Origin of the sequence: Agrococcus jejuensis, assembly GCF_900099705.1 — a bacterium.
Taxonomy (GTDB): Bacteria; Actinomycetota; Actinomycetes; order Actinomycetales; family Microbacteriaceae; genus Agrococcus; species Agrococcus jejuensis.
This window is the reverse complement of the sequence record NZ_LT629695.1, coordinates 272880-296407: the sequence shown is the minus strand read 5'-3', so window position 1 is coordinate 296407 and position 23528 is coordinate 272880. Positions and strand designations below refer to the sequence as shown.

Genomic DNA, 23528 nt, shown 5'->3' with positions numbered 1-23528 from the left:
CTCAGTGCGACCGGATGCGGTCGACGAGCTGCTGCTTGCGCAGCCCCGAGTACCCGGTGATGCCGAGCTCCTTCGCGCGGGCGCGCAGCTCGGGCACCGTGCGGTCGTCGAGGTCCTCGGCCTTCCCGCCGCGGCGTCCGACGGCCTTCCTGCCGTCGCGCGCCGCCGCGTTGGCGATGCGCGCGGCCTTCTCGGCGCTCGCGCCGTCGTCGCGCAGCTCGCGGTAGAGCTCCTCGTCCTTGATCGATGGGTTCGGCATGCCCTCAGCGTCACGCGTCGGCGCGCGACGCACGAACCCCTTGACGCGCGACGCGCGCGGCGCGCAGTCGTGCGCGCGGCCGCAGCGACGACACGAGCGCGGCACCGATCACGAGGGAGCCCGCCCACGCCGCGACGACGCCCGGCACGGGCACGACGAGGCTGATCCACAGCAGCACCGCGAGCACGCCGAGCACGTACGCGGCGCCGGCCTTGAGGTATCGCAGCCGGCGCAGCGCATCCGCCGAGACGACGCCCGACGTGAGCGTCGCGAGGAACACGGCGCCCACGAGCACCGCGGTGCCTGCGACGAGCGCCTGCACGACCGGCGCGGGCGCGATGCGCACGGCCTGCAGCGACGAGATGCCGTCGAGGATCTCGAACACGAGGAAGATCACGAGCGCCCGCTCGAGGATGACGGTGGCGGCGTGCACGTGCGTGCGCACGCGACCCGGGCGCCGCCGCGCCCACGTGCCCACGAGCTTCGACCCCAGGTAGGCGAGGCCGCCCGCGACGCCGGCGACGAGCACCGTCGGCACGAGCGCGGCGTCGACGAGCGCCGCGACGAGCGCCGTGCCCGCCGCCGCGGTCGTCCAGCCCGCGACCCACGGGTGCCGTACCCGGGCGAGCGCGCCCTCGATGCGCCCCATCCACGGCCGACGCGGCAGCCGATCGGTGTTGAACAGGTACTCGCAGAACACCATCCACACGAACACGGCGCCGAACGCGGCGATCGCCGGACGCACCTCGAGCAGGTCGGCCGCGAACGCCTGCGGCTCGGTGACCGCGTCGACCACGGCGTCGCCCGGGTCGCCGTCGTCGGTCGCGACCGCGAGGGGCGGCAGCAGCAGCCGCGTCACGACGACCGCGACCACGAGCCCCAGCGACAGGAACACGCGGCGGGCGGGGGAGTCGATGCGCCCCGCGACGCCCGCCATCGGCACCGACGAGTCGGCGGCCATCGCGATCTCGAGCGCCACGAGCATGAGCAGGGCGAGCGCGACCTCGGGGCCGAGCAGCACGGCCGCCGCGGAGGCCGCGACGAGCGTGAGGGATGCGGGCGGCAGCAGCAGCCGGACGGTCGAGCGCATGCAAGGGCTCCTCTCGAAGGTTCGAGCGGCGCCCCGTCGGGCCGTGGGCGGCCCAGCCGAGCAGGTGGAGGTGAACGGAGCCTATGGACGGGCGCGTCGCCGGTCGGCGAGCCAGCGATCAGGCCGGCGGGCGAGCGCGCGCGAGGCGCCCGGCACGTCGTGCGGGCAGGCTCACGAGCACGATGCCGACCGCGACGGCGCCGAGGCCGATCCACGCGAGCGTCGACAGGCGCTCGTGCACGACGAGCACCGCGAGCAGCGTCGCGACGACGGGCTCCGCGAGCGCGAGCGTCGTCGCCGTCGACGCCGTGAGGGCGCGCAGCGCGAAGCCGAACAGCAGGTACGACGCCGCCATGGGCACGAGCGCGAGGTACGCGAGCGTCAGCGCGCCGTGGCCCGACGCCAGCGGACCCGGGCCGAGCGCGAAGAAGAGCGGCACCATGACGACGCTGCCGACGAGGAAGATCGACGCCATCGACCCCTGCGACGAGCGGCCGCCCGCGATGAGCCGCGCACCCGCGTACGAGTAGAGGGCGTAGCCGACGCCCGCCGCGAGCCCGAGGGCGATGCCGAGGATGGGGTTCGAGCCCGTGGTCGACTCGCCCGACCCGACGGCGAGCAGCGCGACGCCCACGGCGGCGATCGCCGTCGCGAGGCCCCAGCGCGCCGTCGGGCGGCGGCCGTCGAGGATCCACTCGAGCGCTGCAGCGAAGATCGGGCCGGAGCCGAGCGCGAGCACGTTGCCCACGGCGACGCCCGCGAGGTCCATCGCCGGGTAGTAGGCGGTGGGGTAGAGCACGGCGCCCGCCCCACCTGCGAGCAGCCACGGCCACGCCGTGCGGTCGCGCACCACGCGAGCGACGGCGCGCCACGCGATGACGGCGAGCACGATGCCGCCGAAGCCGAACGTCGCCATGCCGATGAGCAGCGGCGACGAGCCGGCGGGCGCGAAGTGCGCGACGGTGCCGGTCGTGCCCCACAGCACCGCGGCGGCGAGCACGGCGGCCGTGTGGATGGGTCGCGCGTCGCTCACGGATCGAGCCTAGGCGCGGGCAACCTGGCGATTCGCCGCGCGCCGTGGCGCGGCGTCGGGGAGGATGGGGCCGTGCGCCGCATCCGAGCCCTCCTGCACGGCATGACGATCCTCGCTGCCGGCTTCCGCATCGGCTGGCGGAACCCCAGGCTCGCGATCCTCGGCATGGTGCCGCCGCTCGTCGTCGGAGCGCTGCTCGTCACGGGTCTCGTGGTGCTGGGCGTCAACGCGACGTCGATCGTCGAGTCCCTCACGCCGTTCGCCGACGGCTGGGGCGACCCGTGGCCGGCCGTGCTGCGCGTCGTGCTCGCGATCGCGCTCGTCGCGGGCGCCGCCGCTGTCGGCGTGCTGCTCTTCGCCGCCGTGACGCTGCTCGTCGGCGCCCCGTTCTACGAGCGCATCTGGCGCGCGGCCGAGGGCGAGCTCGGCGGCATCCCCGACGAGGTCGAGCTCACGGTCGGCCAGTCGATCGCGAAGGGCGTCGACGACGGCCTGCGCCTCGCCGGGATCGCGATCCTCACGGGTCTCGTCGTCTTCCTGCTCGGCCTCATTCCCGTGGTCGGCCCTGTCGTCGGCTGGATCGGCGGCGCGCTCGTCGGCTCGCGCGCGCTCGCGGTCGAGCTGTCGAGCATGCCCGCGGATGCGCGCGGCCTGAGCCTCGACGAGCGCCGCAGGCTGCTCGACACGGCTCCCGACGTCGCGCGCGGCTTCGGCCTCGCCGTCTACCTGCTGTTCCTCGTGCCGGGCGGCGCCGTGCTGTGCACGCCCGCCGCGACCGTCGGCGGCATGCTCCTCGTGCGCGAGCTGCGCGGCGAGCCGACCACGCCCACGACGGTGCACGATCCTGGCGCCGACGACGTGCCGCCCGTGCCACCGGCACCGCCTGCGGTGCCCTCGACCCCGCCGCCGCTCGCGTAGGCTGTCACGAATGTCCGGCTCCACCCTCGTGCGCGCAGCCACGGCCGACGAGATCGACCGTTGGGACGACCTCCTCCTCACGAATCCCGACGGCGGGCACATGGTGCAGTCGACGGCGTTCGCCGAGGTGAAGCGGGGAGACGGCCTCGAGCCGCGCTTCCTCGTCGTCGAGGGCGCGCAGACCATCCACGTGCTCGTGCTCGAGGGCCGCGTGTGGCTCGGCCGCTACTGGTACGTGCCGCTCGGCCCCACGGGCGACGACCTCGAGGGCATCGTCGCCGCGCTGCGCGCCTACGCCGCGCAGCAGCCCGGCCTGCTCGTCGTCAAGGTCGAGCCGCGCCTCGAGCGCACGCCCGAGCTCGTCGCCCGCCTCGAGGCCACGGGCCTCGAGGCCAGCCGCGACATGCAGGTGCAGACGCACACGGTCGTGCTCGACCTCGAGCAGGGGGCGGAGGCGCTGCTCGCGTCGTTCTCGCAGTCGACGAGGCGGCACATCCGCAAGGCCGAGCGCGACGGCTACCGCGTCGAGCGCGTCGACGTCACGCCCGAGACCCGAGCCCGCATGCACGCGATGATGCAGACGGTCGCCGGCGGCAAGGGCATGGACGGCATGCGCGAGCGCGCCTACTACGACCGGTTCTGGCAGGCGTTCGCCGACCACGGCACCGGGCAGCTGTACCTGGGATTCGACGACGACGGCGACGAGCCGCAGGCGGGCGTCTTCGTGACGTTCGCGGGCCGCACCGCCGTCTACAAGGACGGCGGCTCGCGCCCCGACCGGCGCATCGCCGGTGGCGCGCCGCTGCTGCTCTTCACGGCGATGCAGGATGCCATCGCGCGCGGCTGCACCGGCTTCGACCTCGCGGGCACCCCGCCGGTCGACCGGCTCGACGACCCGGAGCATCCGTTCCACGGCCTCGGCCAGTTCAAGACGCGCTTCGGGCCCGTCACGAGCTTCCTGCCGTCGTTCGACCTCGTGCTGCACCCCGTGCGGCACCGGCTCTGGGAGCGCGTGCTGCGCAGGATCGAGTGGCGCCTGAAGCCCGGACCGGACACGCTGCGATGACGGGGGAGACGGTGCACGAGCTGCGCGAGGCGACGGCGGCCGAGATCGCCGACTGGGATGCGCTCGTGGCGCAGAACCCCGACGGCGGCCAGTTCACGCAGACCCTGGCGTTCGCCGAGGTCAAGCGGTGGGACGGCTTCCGCACGCACCACATGGTCTACGACGGCGCCGAGCCCGTGCGCGCGCTGGTGCTCGAGCGCCACGGCGTCATCGGTCGCTTCTGGTACGTGCCGTCGGGTCCGTGGCATCCGCGGTTCGACTCGATCGTCGCGGCGACGCGCACGTACGTCGAGCGGCACCGCCCCGACCTCGTGTCGGTGAAGCTCGAGCCGCGCCTGCGCCGCACCGACGAGCACATGGCCCTGCTGCGCGACGCGGGCCTCGTCGAGGCCGACGACGTGCAGATCCACACGCACACCGTCATCGCCGACCTCGCGCAGGGCCCCGACGCCCTCCTCGCGAGCTTCTCGAAGGCGGTCCGCAAGAACATCCGTCACGCCGAGCGCGAGGGCTATACGGTCGAGCGCGTCGAGCCGACGCCCGCGCTCATGGACCAGATGTGGGCGCGCATGCAGACGATCTCGGGCGGCAACGGCCTCAGCGGCATGCGCGGCGAGGAGTACTACCGCACGGTGTGGAAGGCGTTCACCGACCACGGCATGGCCGATTGGTGGGTGGGCGACGACGGCGGCGACGGCCCGCAGACGATCACGTTCACGATCCCGTTCGGCCGCGACGTCATCGACAAGGACGAGGGCTCGCGCCCCGACCGCCGCATCAACGGCGGCGCGCACCTCGGCCGCTGGACGCGCATGCAGCACTACGCCGAGCGCGGCTTCGAGGGCTTCGACATGATGGGCGCCCCGCCGTCGTGGCGCAAGGACGACGACACGCACTTCATGCACTCGCTCGCGCGATTCAAGACGCAGTTCGCGCCGATCGCCGACTTCGTGCCGTCGTTCGACCTCGAGCTCAAGCCCGGCAGGCAGCGGCTGTGGGACCGGTACGTGCGACCGATCGAGTGGCGCGCGAAGCGCCGCTACACGGGACTGTGGTGATGAGGGAGATGGTGGACGCGGTGGCGACGCTGAGGACGGCGACGGCGGCGGAGGTCGCCGGGTGGGACGCGCTCGTGCAGGCGAACCCCGACGGCGGCCAGTGGGCGCAGGGCGAGGCGTACGCGGCGCTCAAGCAGCACGAGGACGCCCTGCATCCCGTGCACCTCGTGCTCGAGGGTGCGCCGGGCGTCGACGGCGTCGTCGCGATGCTCGCGCTCGAGCACCGCTCGATCGTCGGCCGCCAGTGGTACCTGCCGCAGGGCCCGAGCCTGCCCGTCGAGGCCGTGCCGGCGTTCACGGCGGCGCTCCGCGCGTTCGCGCAGACCGTGCCGCACCTCTACGCCGTGCGCATCGAGCCGTTCGTCGTCGACGTGCCCGAGGTGCGCTCGACGCTCGCGGATGCCGGATGGGTCGCCTCCGACCGCATGCAGCAGAACCAGCACACCGTGCTCGTCGACCTCGAGCCCGAGACCGACGCGATCTTCGCCGCGTTCTCGAAGAACCTGCGCAACCACATCCGCAAGGCCGGCCGCGAGGGCTACCGCGTCGAGAAGGTCGAGCCGACCGACGAGAACCTCGAGACGATGTACCGCCTCATGCAGACGGTCTCGGGCGGCAAGGGCGTCGCGGGCATGAAGCCGTACCGCTACTACCGCAGGCTCTGGACCGAGCTGCGCGACCGCGGCCAGGGCCACCTGTGGTTCGGATACGACGGCGCGCACGAGGGCCCGCAGGCGTCGTCGTTCATGATCGGCTTCGGCCGCTACGCGCTGGCGAAGGACGGCGGATCGGTGCCCGACCGTGCGATCCGCGGCGGCGCGCACCTCATGCGCTGGACCGCGATGCAGTGGTTCAAGGAGCACGACGGTCGCACGATCTACGACGCGTATGCGACGCCGCCGTCGTGGAAGGCCGACGACCGCAGCGAGCAGCTGTGGGGTCCCGGGCAGTTCAAGCTGCTGTTCGGACCCATCACCGACCACGTGCCGAGCCACGTGCTGCTGCTCGAGCCGCGCCGCTGGCAGCTGTTCTCGCGTCTCGTGCTGCCGATCGAGTGGCGCCTCCGCAAGCGGCCCTACGGCATCTGGTAGTTCGCTGCATGTGAGCCGTCCTCACCGCCGATAGTGTCTCGGCGGGGGACGCACATGGGGCATGCAGGGGGATGGTCGCTGCGCGCTGCCACGCCCGCGGAACGGCGCGACTGGGATGCCGGGGTCGAGGCGAATCCCGACGGCGGGCAGTGGACGCAGGGCGCGGCCTTCGCGGCGCTCAAGGCGCCCGATCGCCTCACGCCCCGCTTCCTCGTGCTCGAGCGCGACGGCGACGCCGGGCCCGAGCGCATCCACGTGCTCGCCCTCGAGCACCGCAGCGTCGCCGGCCGCTTCTGGTACCTGCCGACCGGCCCCGGCGTCGCGTCGATCGACGACCTGCCCGACGTGCTCGACGCGTTCCGCGCCGAGCGCCACGGCCTGCTGCGCGGCGTCTTCGCGCTCAAGGTCGAGCCGTTCGTCGTCGACACGCCCGAGCATCGCGCCGTGCTGCAGGATGCGGGGCTGCGCGCGTCCGCCGTCATCCAGAAGAACACCCACACCGTGCTCGTGCCGCTCGACCGCGAGCCCGACGCGATCTTCGCCGGCTTCTCGAAGAGCCTGCGCAACCACATCCGCTCCGCCGATCGCAACGGCTACCGCGTCGAGAAGGTCGAGCCCGGCGAGGACACGTACCGCACGATGTACCGCCTCATGCAGACGATCTCGGGCGGGCGCGGCAGCGAGCTCACGCGGCCCTACGCCTACTACCACCGGCTCTGGAGCGAGCTGTGCGCCCGCGGCCAGGGGCACTTCTGGTTCGGCTACGACGGCGCGCACGAGGGGCCGCAGGCGTCGGCGTTCATGATCGGCTACGGCCGCACGGCGATCGCGAAGGACGGCGGCTCGGTGCCCGACCGCGCGATCCGCGGCGGCGCGGCCCTCATGCGCTGGACGGCGATGCAGTGGTTCCGCTCGCGCGACGGGCGCACGATCTACGACGCCTACGTCACGCCGCCGTCGTGGCTCGCGCACGACCCCGAGCAGCCCATGCACGGACCCGGCATCTTCAAGCTGCAGTTCGGGCCGATCGTCGACCACCTGCCGAGCCACGACCTCGTGCTCGACGAGCGGCGGTTCCAGCTGTTCGTGCGGCTGCTGCTGCCGCTCGAGTGGCGCGTGCGACGCCGGCCCGGCGGCATCTGGTAGCCCGCCGAGCGCACGCTGCACGCGCGGCACGCCGCACGCGCGCAGCGAACGATGGGGGACAGGCGGCTACGCTGGCTGCATGGCGCGCGTCGGGGATCCTGCCGAGCTGGCCCGCATCCTGCGCGGCGAGTGGGCCGTCCGAGCCACGACCTTCCCGTACTGGCTCTCGCCGAACCGGCGCAACACGCGCGTGACGATCGACGTCGTCGAGGGATCGCCGCTCAAGCTGCGCGAGACGTACGAGTACCACCGCCCCGACAAGGGCGACCGCGAGCTCGTCGCCGAGCTGCGCTGGAAGGGCGACCACTTCGCGTGGAAGGCCATGGGCGCCACGAAGCTCATCCGCACGGCGTGCGTCGTGAGCGACACCCCAGCGACGGCCGACATCGTGAGCGTGCACTTCGGTCGCAGCGCCATGGTGCGCCAGCCCGCCGTCACGCTGCTCGCGCGGCCGCACCTCGACCCCGACCACGTGCGCGCGATGGTGTCGCGCGACACGCACTCGTTCGAGCTGTCGGCGACCGAGTTCTGGCGCCTGCAGTGGCTGCCGGTGCACCCGATCGTGTCGTCGGAGCCCCTGCCCACCTGAGTCGTGTTGGATGGGGTCCATGCTCGACGACGCCGCAGGCATCCTCCGGCGCCTCGCCGCGAGCACAGGCCGTGAGCTGCTGTCGTTCCGGCAGCAGGACCTCGAGCCGGTGTCCGACGGCATCATCCTCGGCTACGCGTGCACGCTGCGCGCCCCCGACGACCAGGTCGAGCACGTCACGATCTACGTGAACACGTCGCCAGACGCGCCCGTGGGCGAGCACACGGTGCAGCTCGTCGACCGGGCGACGGGCGACCGGCTCACGGCGTGGACGTACCCGCAGGACCCGTCGCTGCCCTCGCTGCCCGCCGTGTCGTATCCGGAGGCGGCGGGCGTCGTGCTGGCGAAGTTCGGCATCGAGGCGTCGGGCGCCACGCTCACGATGGAGTCGTACCGGCCGGGCAAGCGCGCGGTGCTGCGCGTCGACACCGGCGGCACGCAGCACTTCGCGAAGGTCGTGCAGCCCGCGCTCGCCGCGACGATCCACGACCTGCACGTCGCGCTGCACGCCGCGGGCCTGCCGGTGCCGCGCAGCCTCGGCTACTCGGAGGCGGGCCTGCTGCTGCTCGAGCGCATGCCGGGCGACCCCGCGCTCGAGCACGTCGCGCGCATCGCCGACGATCCGAGGTTCCTGCAGGGCGTCGAGCACGTCGTCGCGCAGCTCGCGAGCGTGCGCGTGGGCGTCGCCGCCCGCGAGTCGCTCGCGCGGCGCGCCGACTGGTACGCGGCGCGGATGGCCGAGACGTCGCCCGTGCTCGCGCCGCGCGCCGCCGACATCGTCGCGCGCGTGCGGGCGCTCTACGGCTCGACCGCCGTGCCGACGCCCGTGACGGTGCACGGCGACCTCCACCTGGGGCAGCTGCTCGTCGACCGCCATGAGCCGTGGCGCATCACGGGGCTCATCGACATCGACACCGCGGGCCTCGGCGACCCGGCCGACGACGCCGCAGCCCTCGCGGCGCACGTCGTCGTCACGGCGTTCGAGTCGGCATCCGCAGGCGCGCGCACGGATGCGGAGGCGCTGCGCAGGCTCGCGGCGACGCTGCGGTCGCGCTGGGACGACGGCGGGCGCACGGCGGCGATCGCCGCCATCCACCTCACGGGGCACGCCCTCGCGGTCGCGGGCCGCGGCGACGATCACCTGCCCGTCGCGGCGCGCCTGCTCGACGAGGCCGACCTGGCCCTCGCGACGACGCTGCAGCAGCAGCGCTGACGGCGGCGCCGGCTCCGGCCCGGCGTCAGTCGAGCGCGATGCCGTCCTCGCGGAGGCTGCGCACGAGCCCGCCGCCGTTCGGCGCGAAGTGCCACGGCACGGCGGAGTCCTGCCGCTCGTGCTTGCGACCACCCGCGAGCACGGCCTCCTGCGGCGACAGCTGGCGGATGGCGACGGCCGCGACCGACTCGGGGTGCTCCTCGGCGAACGCGGCGTAGATCGCCTCGTCGTGCTGCCCGTCGTCGCCGACGAGCAGCCAGCGGATGTCGGGGAAGTCGCGCACGAGCCTGCGCAGCTGCGTGCGCTTGTGCACCTGGCCCGACCGGAACACGCGGTCGTGCGTCGGGCCCCAGTCGGTGAGCAGCAGCGGCCCCGGCGGGTACAGGTTGCGGGAGAGGAACCTGCGCAGCGCGGGCGCGACGTTCCACGCGCCCGTCGAGAGGTAGATGAACGGCGCCGTCGGGTTCGCCCGCCGCACGCGGTCGTAGAGCACGGCCATGCCGGGCACGGGGCGGCGCGCGTGCTCGTCGAGCACGAACGCGTTCCACGCCGCGAGCATCGGGCGGGGGAGCAGCGTGACCATGACGGTGTCGTCGACGTCGGAGACCACGCCCACCTTCGTGGCGGGGTCGACGACGAAGATCGGCGCCTGCACGGGCTCGGAGCCCGGCACGGTCAGCGTGACCTCGCCCCATCCGGGCTCGAGCGACACGGGCACGACGGCGTCGACGACGCCGCCGCGGTCGGCCGTCACGGTCGCGGTCGTGCCGCCCGACGAGACCGTGACCTCGGCCGAGGCGAGGCTGATCGACGTGAACGTGCGCCAGCCGCGCATGTTCTCGTAGAGCGCCCGCTGCTCCTCGCCGGGCGTCACGAGCAGCACGCGGCACAGCACGCGCACCCAGCCGTCGCCGCCGTAGCCCGCGTAGGGGATGACGGCGGGGCGTCGGCCGCCGCGCAGCGCGCGAGCCTCACGGCGCTCCTGCACCCAGTCCTCGATGCGCGCGGCGCGATGGAGGATGGGGTCGGGCACGTGGGCCAGGGGGTCGAGCTCAGCCACGTCGATGCCTCATCGATCCCACGCTACCCGTGCGCGTCGGTCGACGCGTCGGGCTCGCCCGCGTCGGCCGGTGCCGGCGCGACGAGCTCGGGGCCGTCGGCGCGCACGTTGCCGACGGCGCGGCCGACCTCGCGCAGCACGAGAGACTCGACCTGCTCGGCCGCCGCCTCGACGACGGCGTCGACGAGGTGCTGGTCGCCCTCGGTCTCGGCGTCGAGCCACGTGTCCCACAGCTCGGGGCCGAGCACGACGGGCATGCGGTCGTGCAGGTCGGCGAGCTGCCCGGTGGCGTCGGCCGTGAGGATCGTCGACGAGAGCACCCAGGCGCCCTCCGGGCTCTTCCACCAGGAGTAGAGGCCCGCGAACGCGACGGGGCGCTCGTCGTCGGCGTGCACGTAGAAGGGCGTCTTCTCGGGCTTGCGCCACTCGTACCAGCCGCTCGCGGGCACGAGGGCGCGCCGCATGCCGAGCGAGGCCGAGAAGGTGCGGCGCTCCGCCACGGTCTCGCTGCGCGCGTTGATGGCCTTCACGCCGCCCGAGAGATCCTTCGCCCACGTGGGCACGAGTCCCCACCTGGCCGCCTCGAGCCGCCTCGCAGGCGGCGTGCCGTCGCGCGACGGCGGCTCGACGACCACGGGAGCGAGGTCGGTGGGCGCGACGTTCCACGAGCGATCGGGGAGGTCGCCCATCTCGTCGACCTCGAACAGGGCGACGAGATCGCTGGGATCCGCAGCCATGACGTAGCGTCCGCACACGCGGCCATCGTGCCATGTCCGCACCGGTCTCCACAGGTGGGCGCGTCCGACGCATGTCCGACACGTGTCGGGAGTAGAGTCTTGCGAACTGAGCGTCGCTCGAAGATCGATGAGCGATGCTCCAGCAGGACGGAGCGAACCCCATGCCCATGACGGTGCACCCGGACGCCGCATCGGTGGCGGTCCGCAGCGAGCCGGTGCAGCCTCGGGCTGCCGCACGCATCGAGGCCCTGCTCGACGCGGCAGCGCACTGCGTCGACGACGTCGGCTCCGAGCTGCTCACGACCGCGATGGTCGCGAAGTCGGCCGGCGCCTCCATCGGCACGGTCTACCGGTACTTCCCCGACCGCATCGCCGTGCTCGTGGCCCTCGCGGGCCGCAACCTCGAGCGCCTCCGCGCCCGCTTCGAGCGCACGCTGTCGGACCCCGACCACGTGGTGTGGGAGGACGCGGTCACGGCCCTGCTGCGCGACTTCATCGGCGCGTACCGCGAGATCCCCTCGTTCCGCTCCGTGCGCACGGGCGACTGGCTCGACGTTGGCGCAGAGCGTCCCGCCGACTCGACCGAGCTCATCGCCGCCGAGACCCTCGGCGTGCTCGTCGCCCGCTTCGGCGTGCCCGACGACGACGCGGCCCGCTCGGCGCTGCGCCGCGGCTTCCGCGTCGCCGACGCGCTGGTGATGTTCGCGTTCCAGCGCGACCGCTTCGGCGACGAGGAGATCCTCGAGATGTCGCTCGAGCACGGCCTCGCCGAGGCCAAGATCGGGCTCGCCCCGCGATCGTGATCACCTTCGAGCAGGTGTCCAAGCACTACGGCCAGGCGGTCGCGGTGCGCGAGTGCTCGCTCGAGATCCCGCCGCGCACCTGCACGGTGCTCGTGGGGTCGTCGGGCTCGGGCAAGACGACCCTCATGCGCATGGTCAACCGCATGGTCGACCCGACGTCGGGCCGCGTGCTCATCGACGGCGAGGACGTCGCGACGAAGGATCCCGTGCGCCTGCGCCGCGGCATCGGCTACGTGCTCCAGGCCGCTGGACTGCTGCCGCACCGCACCGTGTGGCAGAACGTCGCGACCGTGCCGATGCTCGACGGCACGGCCCGCGGCGCCGCGCGCACTCGCGCGCTCGAGCTGCTCGCGACCGTCGGCCTCGACGCCGACCTCGCCGACCGCTACCCGCACCAGCTCTCGGGCGGCCAGCAGCAGCGCGTCGGCGTCGCGCGCGCCCTCGCGGCCGATCCGAACATCCTGCTCATGGACGAGCCCTTCGGTGCCGTCGACCCGATCGTGCGCCTCGAGCTGCAGCGCGAGACGCGCAGGCTGCAGCGCGAGCTCGGCAAGACCGTGCTGTTCGTGACCCACGACATCCAGGAGGCGTTCGCGCTCGCCGACCAGGTCGTCGTGCTCGAGAAGGAGGGCGTGATCGCGCAGGCGGGCACGCCCGCCGAGATCGTGGCGGAGCCCGCCAACGACTTCGTGCGCGAGTTCATCGGCGCGAGCGCGGGGGAGCGCTCGCTCCACGTCGAGGAGGTCGACGGCCGCCAGGTCGTCGTCGACCGCGACGGCACGCCCCTCGGCACGCTCGACGCCGCCTGAGGTCGGTCCGGCATGGACTGGGTCGTCGCCAACTGGGATCAGGTGTGGTCCCTCACGCTCAACCACGCGCGCCTGTCGATCGCGCCCATCGTCGTCGGCTTCCTCATCGCCGTGCCGCTCGGCCGGCTCGCGGCGGGCAGCCGCGTCGCGCGCGGCATCATCCTGTCGACGGGCAGCCTGCTCTACGCGATCCCGTCGCTGCCGCTCTTCCTCATCCTGCCGCTCATCCTGGCGACGCGAACCCTCGACGAGATCAACCTCACGGTCGCGCTCACGCTGTACGCCGTCGCGATCATGGTGCGCAGCTCGACCGACGCGTTCACGTCGCTGCCGCCGGCGACGCTGTCGGCGGCGACGGCCATCGGCTTCGGTCGCGCAGGGCGATTCGTGCGGGTCGAGCTGCCGCTCGCGGGTCCCGTGCTGCTCGCGGGCCTGCGCGTCATCTCGGTCTCGACCGTCGCGATGGTGACGGTCGGCGCACTCATCGGCAGCGACAACCTCGGCTACCTCTTCACGAACGGGCGCGCGACGGGCAACCTCGCCGCCGTCGTCACCGGCCTCGTCGGCACCCTGCTGCTCGCGGCCGTGTTCGATGCGATCCTGCAGCTCGCCGGCCGCCTCGCGATGCCCTGGAGGCGCTGATGGAGTTCCTGCTCAGCGCCATCGCGTGGATCTTCGCCCCCGAGCAGTGGGCGGAGCGCGCGCTCTACCCCGTGCCCGTGCGCCTCGTCGAGCACCTGTGGATCTCCCTGCTGTGCGTCGTGATCGCCGCGGTGGTCGCGCTGCCGCTCGGCTGCTGGATCGGCCACACCGGCAAGGGCAGGCAGGCAGTCATCGCCATCACGAGCGCCGCGCGCGCGGCGCCGGCGCTCGGCGTGCTCTTCCTGCTCGTCATGGTGCTCACCGGGCCGCTGGGCACGCGGCCCGCGCAGCTCGTCGGCTGCGTCGTCGCGCTCGCGATCCTCGCGATCCCGTCGATCCTTGCCGGCGCGTACTCGGGCATCGAAGGCGTCGACCGCGTCACGATCGACGCCGCGCGGGCGTCGGGCATGACGGAGTGGCAGATCCTCACGAAGGTCGAGCTGCCGCTCGCAGCGCCCGTGATCGTCGGCGGCCTCCGCTCGGCCGTGCTCATGGTGATCGCGACCGCGACGATCGCCTCGTTCGCTGGCCTCAGCGGGCTCGGCCTCATCATCGCCGCTGGCATCAACCTCAACGACTACGACCTCATGCTCGGCGCGTCGCTGCTCGTGGCGGTGCTCGCGATCGTCGTCGACCTGCTGCTCGCGCTCGTGCAGCGCGCGGCGCAGCGCGCTCGCCACCTCGCCTGAGCGGCGCCGCGCGCATGTCGCGCGCGTCACATTCCGTCAAGGGGCGATGTCGCGGATGCGATTGTCGGATGCGGATGCTTGCATGGAAGCCCCTTCCACCTGAGGAGCTCCCCATGCAGCGTCCACTCCGCGCCATCGCGCTCTCGCTCGTCGCAGGCGTCGCGCTCGCCGGCTGCGCGACGTCCGACCCCACCGACAACAGCGGCGGCGGCGAGCCCGCGGGCGACGGCCAGATCGTCGTCGGCTCGAACGCGTTCCCCGAGGCCGAGATCCTCGCCGAGATCTACGCGCAGGCGCTCGAGGACGCCGGCTACGAGGTCGAGCGCAACCTCTCGATCGGCACCCGCCAGCAGACGTTCGCGGCGCTCGAGGACGGCGGCATCACGCTGCAGCCCGAGTACGCGGGCAACCTGCTGACGTACCTCGACGAGGACGCGACCGAGACGAGCGAGGACGAGATCGCCGACGCGCTCGACGCCGCGCTCGAGGGCACAGGCATCCAGGCCTACGACTTCGCGCCCGCGCAGGATCAGGACGCCTACGTCGTCACGAGCGAGTACGCCGAGGCGAACGGCCTCGAGTCGATCGCCGACCTCGAGGGCGTGCAGCCGTTCACGCTCGGCGCCAACCCCGAGTTCGCCGAGCTGTCGTACGGCCTGCCCGGACTCGCCGACGCGTACGGCATCTCCGACGTCGAGTTCTCGCAGTACACCGACTTCGGTGGCCCCGACACGGTGCAGGCGCTGCTCGACGGCACGATCGACGTCGCCGACATCTACACGACGAGCCCGGCGATCGCCGAGAACGACCTCGTCGTGCTCGAGGACCCCGAGCAGATCATCGCGGCGCAGAACATCGTGCCCGTGATCGCCGACTCGGTCGCGACCGACGAGATCGCCGAGATCCTCAACGCGGTGTCGGCGGCGCTGACGACCGAGGACCTCATCGCGCTGCGCACGCGCGTCGAGGGCTCCGAGGCGGCGAGCCCCGCGGTCGCGGCCGCGGACTGGCTCGTCGAGCAGGGTCTCATCGAGGGCTGACGCCCTCCACCGGCAGCGGGGGCTGTGCGTCGCATCGGCGGCGCACAGCCCCCGCTTCCGTGTCGCACAGGTGCGCGCTCGGCGCGAGGAGGAGGATGATGGAGGGACATCCTGCGACGCGAGGTGGACCTTGGCAGACGACCTGCTCGACCCCCTGTCACTGGCGCGGTGGCAGTTCGCGCTCACGACGATCTACCACTTCCTCTTCGTGCCGATCACGCTCGGCACCGTGTGGCTCGTCGCCGCCTTCCAGACCGTGTGGCTCAAGACCGGCGAGCTGGCGTGGCTGCGGCTGACGCACCTCTTCGGCAGGCTCTTCCTCATCAACTTCGCCATCGGCGTCGCGACGGGCATCGTGCAGGAGTTCCAGTTCGGCATGAACTGGTCGGACTACTCGCGCTTCGTCGGCGACGTCTTCGGCGCGCCGCTCGCGTTCGAGGGCCTCATCGCGTTCGCGTTCGAGGCGACGTTCATCGGCCTGTGGATCTTCGGCTGGGACAAGCTGCCGCCGAAGGTGCACCTCGCGTGCATCTACATGACCGGCATCGGCACCGCGGCGTCCGCGTACTTCATCCTCGCGGCGAACGCGTTCATGCAGAACCCCGTCGGCTTCGAGATCGACGACGAGCTGCAGCGCGCGCAGCTCACCGACATCGGGGCCGTGCTCACGAACCCCGTCGCGGTCGCGGCGTTCCCGCACACGATGTTCGGCGCGTTCATGGTCGCAGGCACCGTCGCCGTCGCGGTCGCCGCGTGGCACCTCAAGCGTGGCCAGCACGTGGACACCATGCGCAAGGCGCTGCGCGTGGGCCTCTGGACGACGCTCGTCGCGACGGGCCTCACGTTCGTCGCGGGCGACGCCGTCTCGCTCGCGATGGTCGAGGCGCAGCCCATGAAGATGGCGGCGGCCGAGGCGCTCTACGCGACGTCGACCGGCGCGGATGCGTCGTTCTCGATCTTCTCGATCGGCACGCCAGACGGCTCCGACGAGATCTTCTCGTTCCGCATCCCGTACCTCCTCGCGCTGCTGTCGACGCACGATCCGAACGGCACGGTCGAGGGCATCAACGACCTGCAGGCCGAGTATGTCGCGGCGTTCGGCCCCGGCGACTACACGCCGACGATCTGGATCACGTACTGGTCGTTCCGCTGGATGATCGGCCTCGGCGCCGTCACGGGCCTCGTGGCGCTCGTGGGCCTGTGGATCACGCGCAAGGGCCGCGAGGTGCCGCGCTGGACGTGGAACGTGGCGATCTGGACGCTGCCGCTGCCGCTGCTGGCGATGATCGTCGGCTGGATCTTCACCGAGATGGGCAGGCAGCCCTGGCTCGTGTTCTCGTTGCTGCGCACCGAGGACGGCGTGAGCCCCGGCACGACGGCTGGGGAGGTGCTGCTGTCGCTCGTCGCCTTCACGGTCGTCTACGGCGTGCTGGGCGTCATCAACTTCACGCTCATGCGCAAGACCGCCCAGGCCGGCCCGCCCGAGGCGCCCGCGCTCGACGAGGACGGTCGCCCCGAGCAGCCGGTCACGGTGTACTGATGGATCTGCAGCTCGTCTGGTTCTGCATCGTCGGCGTGATGTTCGTCGCCTACTTCGTGCTCGACGGCTTCGACTTCGGCGTCGGCATGGCCATGCCGGTGCTGTCGAAGGACGACGTCGACCGCCGCCACATGATCAACACGATCGCGCCCGTGTGGGACCTCAACGAGACGTGGCTCATCATCGGCGGCGCCGCGCTGTTCGCGGCGTTCCCCGAGTGGTACGCGACGATGTTCTCGGGCTTCTACGTGCCGTTGCTGCTCATCCTGCTCGCGCTCATCGTGCGCGCCGTGTCGTTCGAGTGGCGGCACCAGCACGACGACACGCGCTGGAAGCGGGCGTGGGATGCGTGCATCGTCGCGGGCTCGGTGCTGCCGCCGCTGCTGTGGGGCATCGCGTTCGCGAACCTCGCGCACGGCGTCGCCCTCGAGCCGCACCTCGGTGGCGCGCTCATGACCGACGGCCTGCTGGGCGTGCTGCACCCGTACGCGCTGCTCGGCGGCCTCGCGCTCGTCGCCCTGTGCTTCGCGCACGGCACGGTGTTCACGGCGCTGAAGACCGACGGCGACCTGCAGCAGCGCGCGATCCGCCTGTCGCGGCTCGCGCTGCCGGCGGCGATCGTCGTCGGGGGAGCGTTCCTCGTGTGGACGGTCGTGCTCGTGCCCGCCGCGGGCGTCGTCGCCGCCGCTGCGGTCGCAGCCATCGCGCTCGTCGTCGCGCTGCTCGCGGCGCTGCGCACGCGCGAGGGTGTCGCGTTCGCGGCGACGGCGGTCGCGATCGCCGCGGCCGTCGCGACGATCCTGCTCGCGCTCGCGCTGCGCGACGGCGGCCCGTACGTCATGCCGGCGACGAACCCCGTCGGCGACTTCGTGGGCCTCACGATCCGGAACGCGTCGAGCTCGGAGTACACGCTGCAGGTCATGACGTGGGCGGCGGTCGCGGCGATGCCGCTCGTCGCGGCGTACCAGATCTGGACGTACTGGGTCTTCCGCAAGCGCGTGCTGCGGCAGACGATCGCCGCCGCGGCCCACTGAGCCAGGAGACTCAGGCGCCTAGGTTGGCGAGTCGGATAAGACTCAGGATCCGATTCACCTGCTTCTTCAAGTCAAACGGCCAGTCATCGCCCCACCCGGTGACGGCCTCCTTTGCGATCGCCACCTTGCTGGCTCTCAGTCCAAGCCGATCCTTGCTCAGGGGGTCGGACCACCTTTCTGCCGGCGCGAGGGCTCGTCGTGACACTGACGGGTGCGCCGACCGGATTGCTGCTTCGAGCACATCCGACGGCACATAGTTTTCAATCGTGTAGCCAGCGGACACCCAGGCCATGCCGGTCTTCGGGTCTCGCTCGAGTGCATCGACCACTCGTCGCTTAGTGGCGTTGATCGGAGCTCGTTGCCTGCGCTTGTCCGAGTCGATGAGGATGGCCATGTAGCGGTTCAGATTCCGCAGCGAGATGAAGTCTTGGACTTCGCTCGCGTCGAGCGGCGATAGTTCGCTCAGCAAGGACCCGCCATAGAACATGATCGAGTAGTGGACACCTTCGACAAACTCCGAGGGCGCCAACTTTTCAATCCAGTGCTTCAAGTAGATCCGGTCAGAAGGGCCCTCGACCCACAGCACGGCATTCGACTGCACGAGGTCGGACGGCCGATACCCGAGATCTGCGCACACCGCGGCACGTTCGCGTGCTGATCCAACCCGGCGAACGGTGGTGACGGTCTTGTCGTGAGTGAAGTGAAAGACCGCCCCCAGCTCACTGTCGAGCATCTGTGCGGAGTGGGTCGCAATGAAGTACTGATTGTCGGTGTGACTGGCAAGGTAGCGAAGCAGCTTCCTTTGGAGCAGCGGGTGGAGATGAACCTCGGGCTCCTCGATGCACAGCACTGAGCCGCTGACGACAGTGGCCGCGGCCGCGAGGATCACGACTTCGTGAACCCCAGTCCCGAGGTGCTCGATAGGCAGAGTGCGGCCGTTGCGAGTCACGTGGATGGTCGACGTGTCGTAGGGGATATCAATCGTTACCGACTCGTCCTCGAGCACGGCGCGAACGAAGTCTTGGATCTTCCCGAACTGTGCGCGGTCCTCGAGGTTGGTGGAGGTTGGATTCTGCAGCGCGAGAAGCCGCTTCTTGATACTCGTGCCATTCAAGTCGGGCTCCGAGTCAGACAGGTCGGAGATGGCCCGAGTGGCTTCAACGAGGTGGGCCGTCGGAAGCTCGGGTGCGGGCCCGATGAGCGAGTGCAGGGCTCGTTTGAGCTGGGATTCTTGGCTGCCCCCGTGGGTGCCGGTGAGCACTGAACCAAGCGTGTCCGCGTCAGGGTCGTACCCGAGTGCTTCGACGGTACGGTTGAGGGCTGCCTCCGACACGCGGCCTGAGCCGTCGATGGGAATCCAGAGGGTTTGGTCGTGGCCTACAGCGGCGACTCGGGCAGCGAACCTGCGAGCCCGCGCCTCGAAGTCAGGAACTTGCCAGTTCTGGACTCGCGGTGTCGCTTCGGACAGGAATCGCTGCAGCGCTGTTTCGATGGGGAGCGCAATCCAAAACTGAAAGTGATGTTCGGAGTCCATCTGAGGCCGATCCCAGATTGATGTCTTCGGCTTGTTGCTGCCGAGAACGCTCATAAGAACACGTAGCGCGTTGGACTTGCCGGAGTTGTTCTGGCCGGCCAGCAGGTTGACGTTCGACAGCCCCGAGAGCGCAACTGGGTGATCCGAACCGAAGCTTCTGTAGCCAGAAAAGCGAACGCCGGAGAGGTGGGCCATTCCTCGATTCTCCAGGCGGCGACCTCCACACCATCGCAGGCGCGCGCCCGAGTCGTCTCTCGACTTGCCCGGACGCGCTCCGGAAGTGACGGACTTGTTAGGTAAGGCAAACCTCACTTATGTTGGTGGGGCGCGCCGATGCGCATCTCCCTCCACACGAAGGCGGAACGCTCCACCATGTCCAGAACTCGCACCACCACGACGATCGCCGCGCTCGCCGCAGTCGCTGCCATGACGCTCGCCGCCTGCTCCTCGACCGAGGCAGCGCCGGAGGAGTCCGCGGACGCAGCTCCCGCGACCGTCACGATCGAGGACAACCACGGCTCCGTCGAGGTGCCCGTGAACCCCGAGACCGTCGTCGCGCTCGACAACCACGTCTTCGAGACGCTGTCGTCGTGGGACATCCCGCTCGCCGCAGCACCCAAGGGCGTCATGGGCGAGGGCCTATGGCCCGAGTACATGGAGGAGTCGGTGCTCGACGTGGGCAACCACCGCGAGCCGAACCTCGAGATGATCGTCGCGGCGCAGCCCGACCTCATCATCGGCGGCTACCGCTTCTCGGAGGCGTACGACGACATCGTCGCGCAGAACCCCGACGCCGTCGTCATCGAGCTCGCACCGCGCGAGGGCGAGGAGATCGGCTCCGAGCTCGTGCGCGTCACCGAGGCGCTCGGCCAGATCTTCGACCGCGAGGACGAGGCGGCCGAGATCGTCGGCGCCTACGAGGACAGCCTCACCGCCGCGACCGAGGCCTACGACGGCGAGTCGACCGTCATGACGCTCATGGCGTCGGGGGGCGAGCTCTCGTACATCGCTCCCGTGAACGGCCGCTCGCTCGGCATGCTCTACCCGACGCTCGACCTCGTGCCGGCGATCGAGCAGGACGGCTCGACCGACCACATGGGCGACGACATCAACGTCGAGGCCATCGTCGCGGCGAACCCCGACTGGATCGTCGTCATGGACCGCGAGGGCGCCATGCAGTCGAGCGCCGAGGTCTACGTGCCGCCTGCCGAGCTCATCGAGGGCTCGGAGGCGCTGCAGAGCGTGACCGCCGTGCAGCAGGGCACCGTGATCTACACGAGCCCGTCGTTCTACCTCACCGAGGACATCCAGACGTACACGGCGACCTACCAGCAGCTCGCCGACGCGTTCGCAGGCGTCTGATCGACACCGCAGCTGCGGCGCCTCGCGCCGCGACGCCGGAGGCGCGCCCCACGCGGGTGCGCCTCCGGCGCCTCGCGCTGCCAGGCGCCGTGGTCGCGCTGCTGCTGCTCGTCGCCGCGTCCCTCGCCGTTGGCGTCTACGACGTGACGCAGGACGAGGTGGGCGCAGCGCTCGTCGGCATCACGCGCATCCCGCGCACGATCGCGCTCGTGCTGTCGGGCTGCGCCATGGCCGCGTGCGGCCTCGTGATGCAGATGCTCACGCAGAACCGCTTCGTCGACGCCACGACCGCGGGCACCACCGAGTGGGCCGCACTCGGCCTGCTCGTGACGGTGCTGCTCTGGCCCGACTCGAGCCTCGCGATGCGCATGGTCACGGCATCCGTGACCGCGTTCCTCGGCACGCTCGTGTTCATGGCGGTGCTGCGGCGCGTCATGGACCGCTCGACGCTCGTCGTGCCGATCGTCGGCATCATGCTCGGCGCCGTCGTGAGCGCCGTCACCACCTTCCTCGCGGTGTCGACGAACGCGCTGCAGCTCATCTCCACGTGGTTCACCGGATCGTTCACGAGCGTCGTGCGCGGCCGCTACGAGGTGCTGTGGATCGTGCTCGCGGTGCTGATCGTCGTGTTCGTCGTCGCCGACCGCCTCACGGCCGCTGGCCTCGGCAAGGACGTCGCGACGACGCTCGGCATCCGCTACGAGCACGTCATCCTGCTCGGCACCGCCCTCGTGGCCATCGCCGCCGCCGTCACGACGGTCGTCGTCGGCTTCCTGCCGTTCCTCGGCATCATCGTGCCGAACCTCGTCTCGATGGTGCGCGGCGACGACCTGCGCGGCAACCTGCCGTGGGTGTGCGTCGTCGGCGCGGGCCTCGTCATCCTCTGCGACATCGTCGGCCGCACCATCGTCATGCCGTTCGAGGTGCCCGTCGCCCTCGTGCTCGGCGTCGTCGGCGCCGTCGCCTTCATCGCCCTGCTGCTGCGGACGAGTCGTGGCTGACCTCGCCATCGCGTCGCCCACGGCGATGCGCACGCGCCTGCGCCGACCGTGGGTCGCGCCGACGGTCGTCGGCGGCATCGCGCTCGTCGCCGCGATCGGCGTGCTCGTCTACGGCATCCCCGTGCCCGTCGGCCACCCCGGGTTCTGGATCATCGTGCAGAGCCGCGTCGGCGCCGTCGCGACGATCGCGCTCGTCGCGACGTGCCAGGCCGTCGCGACCGTGCTGTTCCACACCGCGACGGGCAACCGCATCCTCACGCCCTCGGTGCTCGGCTTCGACGCGCTCTACACGCTCATGCAGACGACGCTCGTGTACGTGCTCGGCACCGCGGCGACGCAGGTCGAGGGCGTCGGCAAGATCGTGGCGCAGAGCCTGCTCATGATCCTGTTCGCGACGCTGCTCTACGGCTGGCTGTTCTCGGGCAGGCGTCGCAACCTGCACGTGCTGCTGCTCGTGGGCCTCGTGCTCGGCATCGGCTTCGGCTCGATCTCGACGTTCATGCAGCGCCTGCTGACCCCCGGCCAGTTCGACGTGCTGTCGGCGCGACTCATCGGCTCGATCGGCAACGGCAACCCCGACTACCTGCCGTGGGCGCTCGTCGTCGTCGTCGCCGCGTGCGCCGTCGTGTGGCAGCGGCGGCACGTGCTCGACGTCGTCGCGCTCGGCCGCGACGCCGCCACGAGCCTCGGGCTGCGCTTCCGCCGCGAGATCGTGGTGCTGCTCGTGCTGGTCGCGGCCCTCATCTCGATCTCGACGACCATGGTCGGCCCCATGACGTTCTTCGGGTTCCTCGTCGCGACCATGACGTACCAGCTCGTCGACTCCGACCGCCACGCCCGCGTGCTGCCGATGGCGGTGCTCGCCGGCATCGCGACGCTCCTGGGTGCCTACTTCGTGCTGCAGCACGTCTTCTACGCCGCCGGCCTCGTCTCGATCGTCATCGAGTTCGTGGGCGGCCTGCTGTTCCTCGCCGTCATCCTGAAGAAGGGCCTTCGATGATCTCCCTCGACGCCGTCGAGAAGCAGTACGCCGGCACGCGCGCGCTCGGCCCCATCGACCTCGAGATCGCCGCGGGCGGCATCACGGCGCTCGTCGGCCCCAACGGCGCGGGCAAGTCGACCATGCTCACGATCGTCGGCCGCCTGCTGCACGCCGACAGCGGTCGCGTCTCGGTCGGCGGGCTCGACGTCGTGACGACGAAGCCGCGCGAGCTCGCGAAGGTCGTGTCGATCCTCAAGCAGGAGAACCACTTCGTCGCGCGCCTCACGGTGCGGCAGCTCGTCGCGTTCGGGCGCTTCCCGCACTCGCAGGGCAGGCTCACGGCCGCCGACCACGAGGCGATCGACCAGGCGATCGCGTTCCTCGACCTCGAGGCGCTGCAGGAGCGCTTCATCGACGAGCTCTCCGGCGGGCAGCGGCAGCGGGCGTTCGTGGCGATGGTGCTCGCGCAGGACACCGACTACGTGCTGCTCGACGAGCCGCTCGCGAGCCTCGACATGCAGCACGCGGCGGCGATGATGCGGCAGCTGCGCGAGGCGGCGGATGCGCTGGGTCGCACGATCGTGATCGTGATCCACGACGTCAACTTCGCGTCGACGTACGCCGACCGCATCGTCGCGCTCGCCGACGGCGAGATCGTCGCATCGGGCACGCCGGCCGAGATCATGCGCCCCGAGGTGCTGGGCCGCGTCTTCGGCACGCCTGTCGAGGTCATCGAGCACCGCGGCCAGCTGCTCGCGGCGTACTACCGGCCTCCGGCCTCATAGCCGGCGGCCGTAGGATGGCGGCGACCGCGCGCCGCGCCACGGAGCGC

At 71.5% G+C, this 23528-nt stretch carries 24 protein-coding genes; 18 read left to right on the top strand and 6 right to left on the bottom strand.

Annotated features, from left to right (window positions below; all coding sequences use genetic code 11):
- Position 1 precedes the first annotated feature (1 nt).
- From BLQ67_RS01405 to BLQ67_RS01395, 3 genes are all read right to left on the bottom strand, one after another.
- Complete coding sequence (locus tag BLQ67_RS01405; protein ID WP_092501778.1) at positions 2-259, bottom strand: Rho termination factor N-terminal domain-containing protein; 258 nt, start codon at positions 257-259, stop codon at positions 2-4.
- A 10-nt stretch (positions 260-269) separates the two neighbouring features.
- Positions 270-1349, bottom strand: coding sequence for a DUF475 domain-containing protein (locus tag BLQ67_RS01400; RefSeq protein WP_092501776.1), 1080 nt, complete (start codon positions 1347-1349; stop codon positions 270-272).
- 118 nt (positions 1350-1467) lie between these two features.
- A complete protein-coding gene (locus tag BLQ67_RS01395; protein ID WP_092501774.1) occupies positions 1468-2382 on the bottom strand; it encodes a DMT family transporter in 915 nt (304 codons plus the stop codon).
- A 72-nt stretch (positions 2383-2454) separates the two neighbouring features.
- Here BLQ67_RS01395 and BLQ67_RS01390 point away from each other — a divergent pair, with 72 nt between their 5' ends.
- The 7 genes from BLQ67_RS01390 to BLQ67_RS01360 all read left to right on the top strand — a co-directional run bounded on the left by BLQ67_RS01390 (position 2455) and on the right by BLQ67_RS01360 (position 9463).
- Positions 2455-3300, top strand: coding sequence for an EI24 domain-containing protein (locus tag BLQ67_RS01390; protein WP_092501772.1), 846 nt, complete (start codon positions 2455-2457; stop codon positions 3298-3300).
- 10 nt (positions 3301-3310) lie between these two features.
- Positions 3311-4366, top strand: a complete 1056-nt coding sequence (locus tag BLQ67_RS01385) for a lipid II:glycine glycyltransferase FemX (RefSeq protein WP_092501770.1) — start codon at positions 3311-3313, stop codon at positions 4364-4366.
- Positions 4363-5424: a lipid II:glycine glycyltransferase FemX gene (locus BLQ67_RS01380; protein ID WP_092501769.1), complete on the top strand. Its 1062-nt coding sequence runs from the start codon at positions 4363-4365 to the stop codon at positions 5422-5424. The genes BLQ67_RS01385 and BLQ67_RS01380 overlap by 4 nt, the downstream gene beginning before the upstream one ends.
- Positions 5425-5444: 20 nt before the next feature.
- On the top strand, positions 5445-6515 hold the full coding sequence (locus BLQ67_RS01375) for a lipid II:glycine glycyltransferase FemX (protein WP_157674617.1): 1071 nt from the start codon (positions 5445-5447) through the stop codon (positions 6513-6515).
- 54 nt (positions 6516-6569) lie between these two features.
- Positions 6570-7661: a lipid II:glycine glycyltransferase FemX gene (locus BLQ67_RS01370; protein ID WP_092501765.1), complete on the top strand. Its 1092-nt coding sequence runs from the start codon at positions 6570-6572 to the stop codon at positions 7659-7661.
- A 79-nt stretch (positions 7662-7740) separates the two neighbouring features.
- Positions 7741-8250, top strand: a complete 510-nt coding sequence (locus BLQ67_RS01365; RefSeq protein ID WP_092501763.1) for a hypothetical protein — start codon at positions 7741-7743, stop codon at positions 8248-8250.
- 19 nt (positions 8251-8269) lie between these two features.
- A complete protein-coding gene (locus BLQ67_RS01360; RefSeq protein ID WP_157674616.1) occupies positions 8270-9463 on the top strand; it encodes a phosphotransferase family protein in 1194 nt (397 codons plus the stop codon).
- A gap of 25 nt (positions 9464-9488) precedes the next feature.
- Here the strand turns inward: BLQ67_RS01360 and BLQ67_RS01355 are convergent, their stop codons facing one another.
- Both BLQ67_RS01355 and BLQ67_RS01350 read right to left on the bottom strand, forming a co-directional pair.
- Complete coding sequence (locus BLQ67_RS01355; protein ID WP_231945121.1) at positions 9489-10523, bottom strand: App1 family protein; 1035 nt, start codon at positions 10521-10523, stop codon at positions 9489-9491.
- Between the two features lie 23 nt (positions 10524-10546).
- A complete protein-coding gene (locus tag BLQ67_RS01350) occupies positions 10547-11278 on the bottom strand; it encodes an SOS response-associated peptidase (RefSeq protein WP_092501759.1) in 732 nt (243 codons plus the stop codon).
- A gap of 149 nt (positions 11279-11427) precedes the next feature.
- On the opposite strand from BLQ67_RS01350, the gene BLQ67_RS01345 reads away from it, so the two are divergent.
- From BLQ67_RS01345 to cydB, 7 genes are all read left to right on the top strand, one after another.
- Positions 11428-12063, top strand: coding sequence for a TetR/AcrR family transcriptional regulator (locus BLQ67_RS01345; protein WP_197674621.1), 636 nt, complete (start codon positions 11428-11430; stop codon positions 12061-12063).
- Entirely contained in the window at positions 12060-12872 is an 813-nt protein-coding gene (locus tag BLQ67_RS01340; protein ID WP_092501757.1) for an ABC transporter ATP-binding protein, read from the top strand. The genes BLQ67_RS01345 and BLQ67_RS01340 overlap by 4 nt, the downstream gene beginning before the upstream one ends.
- Before the next feature lie 12 nt (positions 12873-12884).
- Positions 12885-13514 carry an ABC transporter permease gene (locus BLQ67_RS01335; RefSeq protein ID WP_092501755.1) on the top strand — a complete coding sequence of 210 codons (630 nt, stop codon included), beginning with the start codon at positions 12885-12887 and terminating at the stop codon, positions 13512-13514.
- A complete protein-coding gene (locus tag BLQ67_RS01330; protein WP_092501753.1) occupies positions 13514-14203 on the top strand; it encodes an ABC transporter permease in 690 nt (229 codons plus the stop codon). The genes BLQ67_RS01335 and BLQ67_RS01330 overlap by 1 nt, the downstream gene beginning before the upstream one ends.
- A gap of 113 nt (positions 14204-14316) precedes the next feature.
- Positions 14317-15243 carry a glycine betaine ABC transporter substrate-binding protein gene (locus BLQ67_RS01325; RefSeq protein ID WP_157674615.1) on the top strand — a complete coding sequence of 309 codons (927 nt, stop codon included), beginning with the start codon at positions 14317-14319 and terminating at the stop codon, positions 15241-15243.
- Between the two features lie 130 nt (positions 15244-15373).
- Positions 15374-16783: a cytochrome ubiquinol oxidase subunit I gene (locus BLQ67_RS01320; RefSeq protein WP_092501749.1), complete on the top strand. Its 1410-nt coding sequence runs from the start codon at positions 15374-15376 to the stop codon at positions 16781-16783.
- On the top strand, positions 16783-17817 hold the full coding sequence (cydB, locus tag BLQ67_RS01315) for a cytochrome d ubiquinol oxidase subunit II (protein WP_092501748.1): 1035 nt from the start codon (positions 16783-16785) through the stop codon (positions 17815-17817). The genes BLQ67_RS01320 and cydB overlap by 1 nt, the downstream gene beginning before the upstream one ends.
- Positions 17818-17827: 10 nt before the next feature.
- On the opposite strand, the gene BLQ67_RS01310 is transcribed toward cydB, so the two are convergent.
- A complete protein-coding gene (locus BLQ67_RS01310) occupies positions 17828-19546 on the bottom strand; it encodes an ATP-dependent nuclease (protein ID WP_092501746.1) in 1719 nt (572 codons plus the stop codon).
- Positions 19547-19723: 177 nt separating this feature from the next.
- Here BLQ67_RS01310 and BLQ67_RS16675 point away from each other — a divergent pair, with 177 nt between their 5' ends.
- The 4 genes from BLQ67_RS16675 to BLQ67_RS01290 are packed head-to-tail and all read left to right on the top strand — an operon-like array spanning position 19724 to position 23481.
- On the top strand, positions 19724-20713 hold the full coding sequence (locus tag BLQ67_RS16675; protein WP_092501744.1) for a siderophore ABC transporter substrate-binding protein: 990 nt from the start codon (positions 19724-19726) through the stop codon (positions 20711-20713).
- 56 nt (positions 20714-20769) lie between these two features.
- Positions 20770-21714, top strand: a complete 945-nt coding sequence (locus BLQ67_RS16670; protein WP_231945120.1) for an ABC transporter permease — start codon at positions 20770-20772, stop codon at positions 21712-21714.
- Positions 21707-22714, top strand: coding sequence for an iron chelate uptake ABC transporter family permease subunit (locus tag BLQ67_RS01295; RefSeq protein WP_231945119.1), 1008 nt, complete (start codon positions 21707-21709; stop codon positions 22712-22714). The genes BLQ67_RS16670 and BLQ67_RS01295 overlap by 8 nt, the downstream gene beginning before the upstream one ends.
- Positions 22711-23481: an iron ABC transporter ATP-binding protein gene (locus BLQ67_RS01290; protein ID WP_092501743.1), complete on the top strand. Its 771-nt coding sequence runs from the start codon at positions 22711-22713 to the stop codon at positions 23479-23481. The genes BLQ67_RS01295 and BLQ67_RS01290 overlap by 4 nt, the downstream gene beginning before the upstream one ends.
- The last annotated feature ends 47 nt before the right edge of the window (positions 23482-23528 follow it).

Coding starts and splice junctions, on each gene's coding strand:
- BLQ67_RS01360 (WP_157674616.1), top strand. CDS start 8,270: ATGCTCGACGACGCCGCAGGCATCCTCCGGCGCCTCGCCGCGAGCACA.
- BLQ67_RS01290 (WP_092501743.1), top strand. CDS start 22,711: ATGATCTCCCTCGACGCCGTCGAGAAGCAGTACGCCGGCACGCGCGCG.
- BLQ67_RS01370 (WP_092501765.1), top strand. CDS start 6,570: ATGGGGCATGCAGGGGGATGGTCGCTGCGCGCTGCCACGCCCGCGGAA.
- BLQ67_RS01380 (WP_092501769.1), top strand. CDS start 4,363: ATGACGGGGGAGACGGTGCACGAGCTGCGCGAGGCGACGGCGGCCGAG.
- BLQ67_RS01345 (WP_197674621.1), top strand. CDS start 11,428: ATGACGGTGCACCCGGACGCCGCATCGGTGGCGGTCCGCAGCGAGCCG.
- BLQ67_RS01335 (WP_092501755.1), top strand. CDS start 12,885: ATGGACTGGGTCGTCGCCAACTGGGATCAGGTGTGGTCCCTCACGCTC.
- BLQ67_RS01310 (WP_092501746.1), bottom strand. CDS start 19,546: ATGGCCCACCTCTCCGGCGTTCGCTTTTCTGGCTACAGAAGCTTCGGT.
- cydB (WP_092501748.1), top strand. CDS start 16,783: ATGGATCTGCAGCTCGTCTGGTTCTGCATCGTCGGCGTGATGTTCGTC.
- BLQ67_RS01330 (WP_092501753.1), top strand. CDS start 13,514: ATGGAGTTCCTGCTCAGCGCCATCGCGTGGATCTTCGCCCCCGAGCAG.
- BLQ67_RS16675 (WP_092501744.1), top strand. CDS start 19,724: ATGTCCAGAACTCGCACCACCACGACGATCGCCGCGCTCGCCGCAGTC.
- BLQ67_RS01385 (WP_092501770.1), top strand. CDS start 3,311: ATGTCCGGCTCCACCCTCGTGCGCGCAGCCACGGCCGACGAGATCGAC.
- BLQ67_RS01400 (WP_092501776.1), bottom strand. CDS start 1,349: ATGCGCTCGACCGTCCGGCTGCTGCTGCCGCCCGCATCCCTCACGCTC.
- BLQ67_RS01405 (WP_092501778.1), bottom strand. CDS start 259: ATGCCGAACCCATCGATCAAGGACGAGGAGCTCTACCGCGAGCTGCGC.
- BLQ67_RS01365 (WP_092501763.1), top strand. CDS start 7,741: ATGGCGCGCGTCGGGGATCCTGCCGAGCTGGCCCGCATCCTGCGCGGC.
- BLQ67_RS01325 (WP_157674615.1), top strand. CDS start 14,317: ATGCAGCGTCCACTCCGCGCCATCGCGCTCTCGCTCGTCGCAGGCGTC.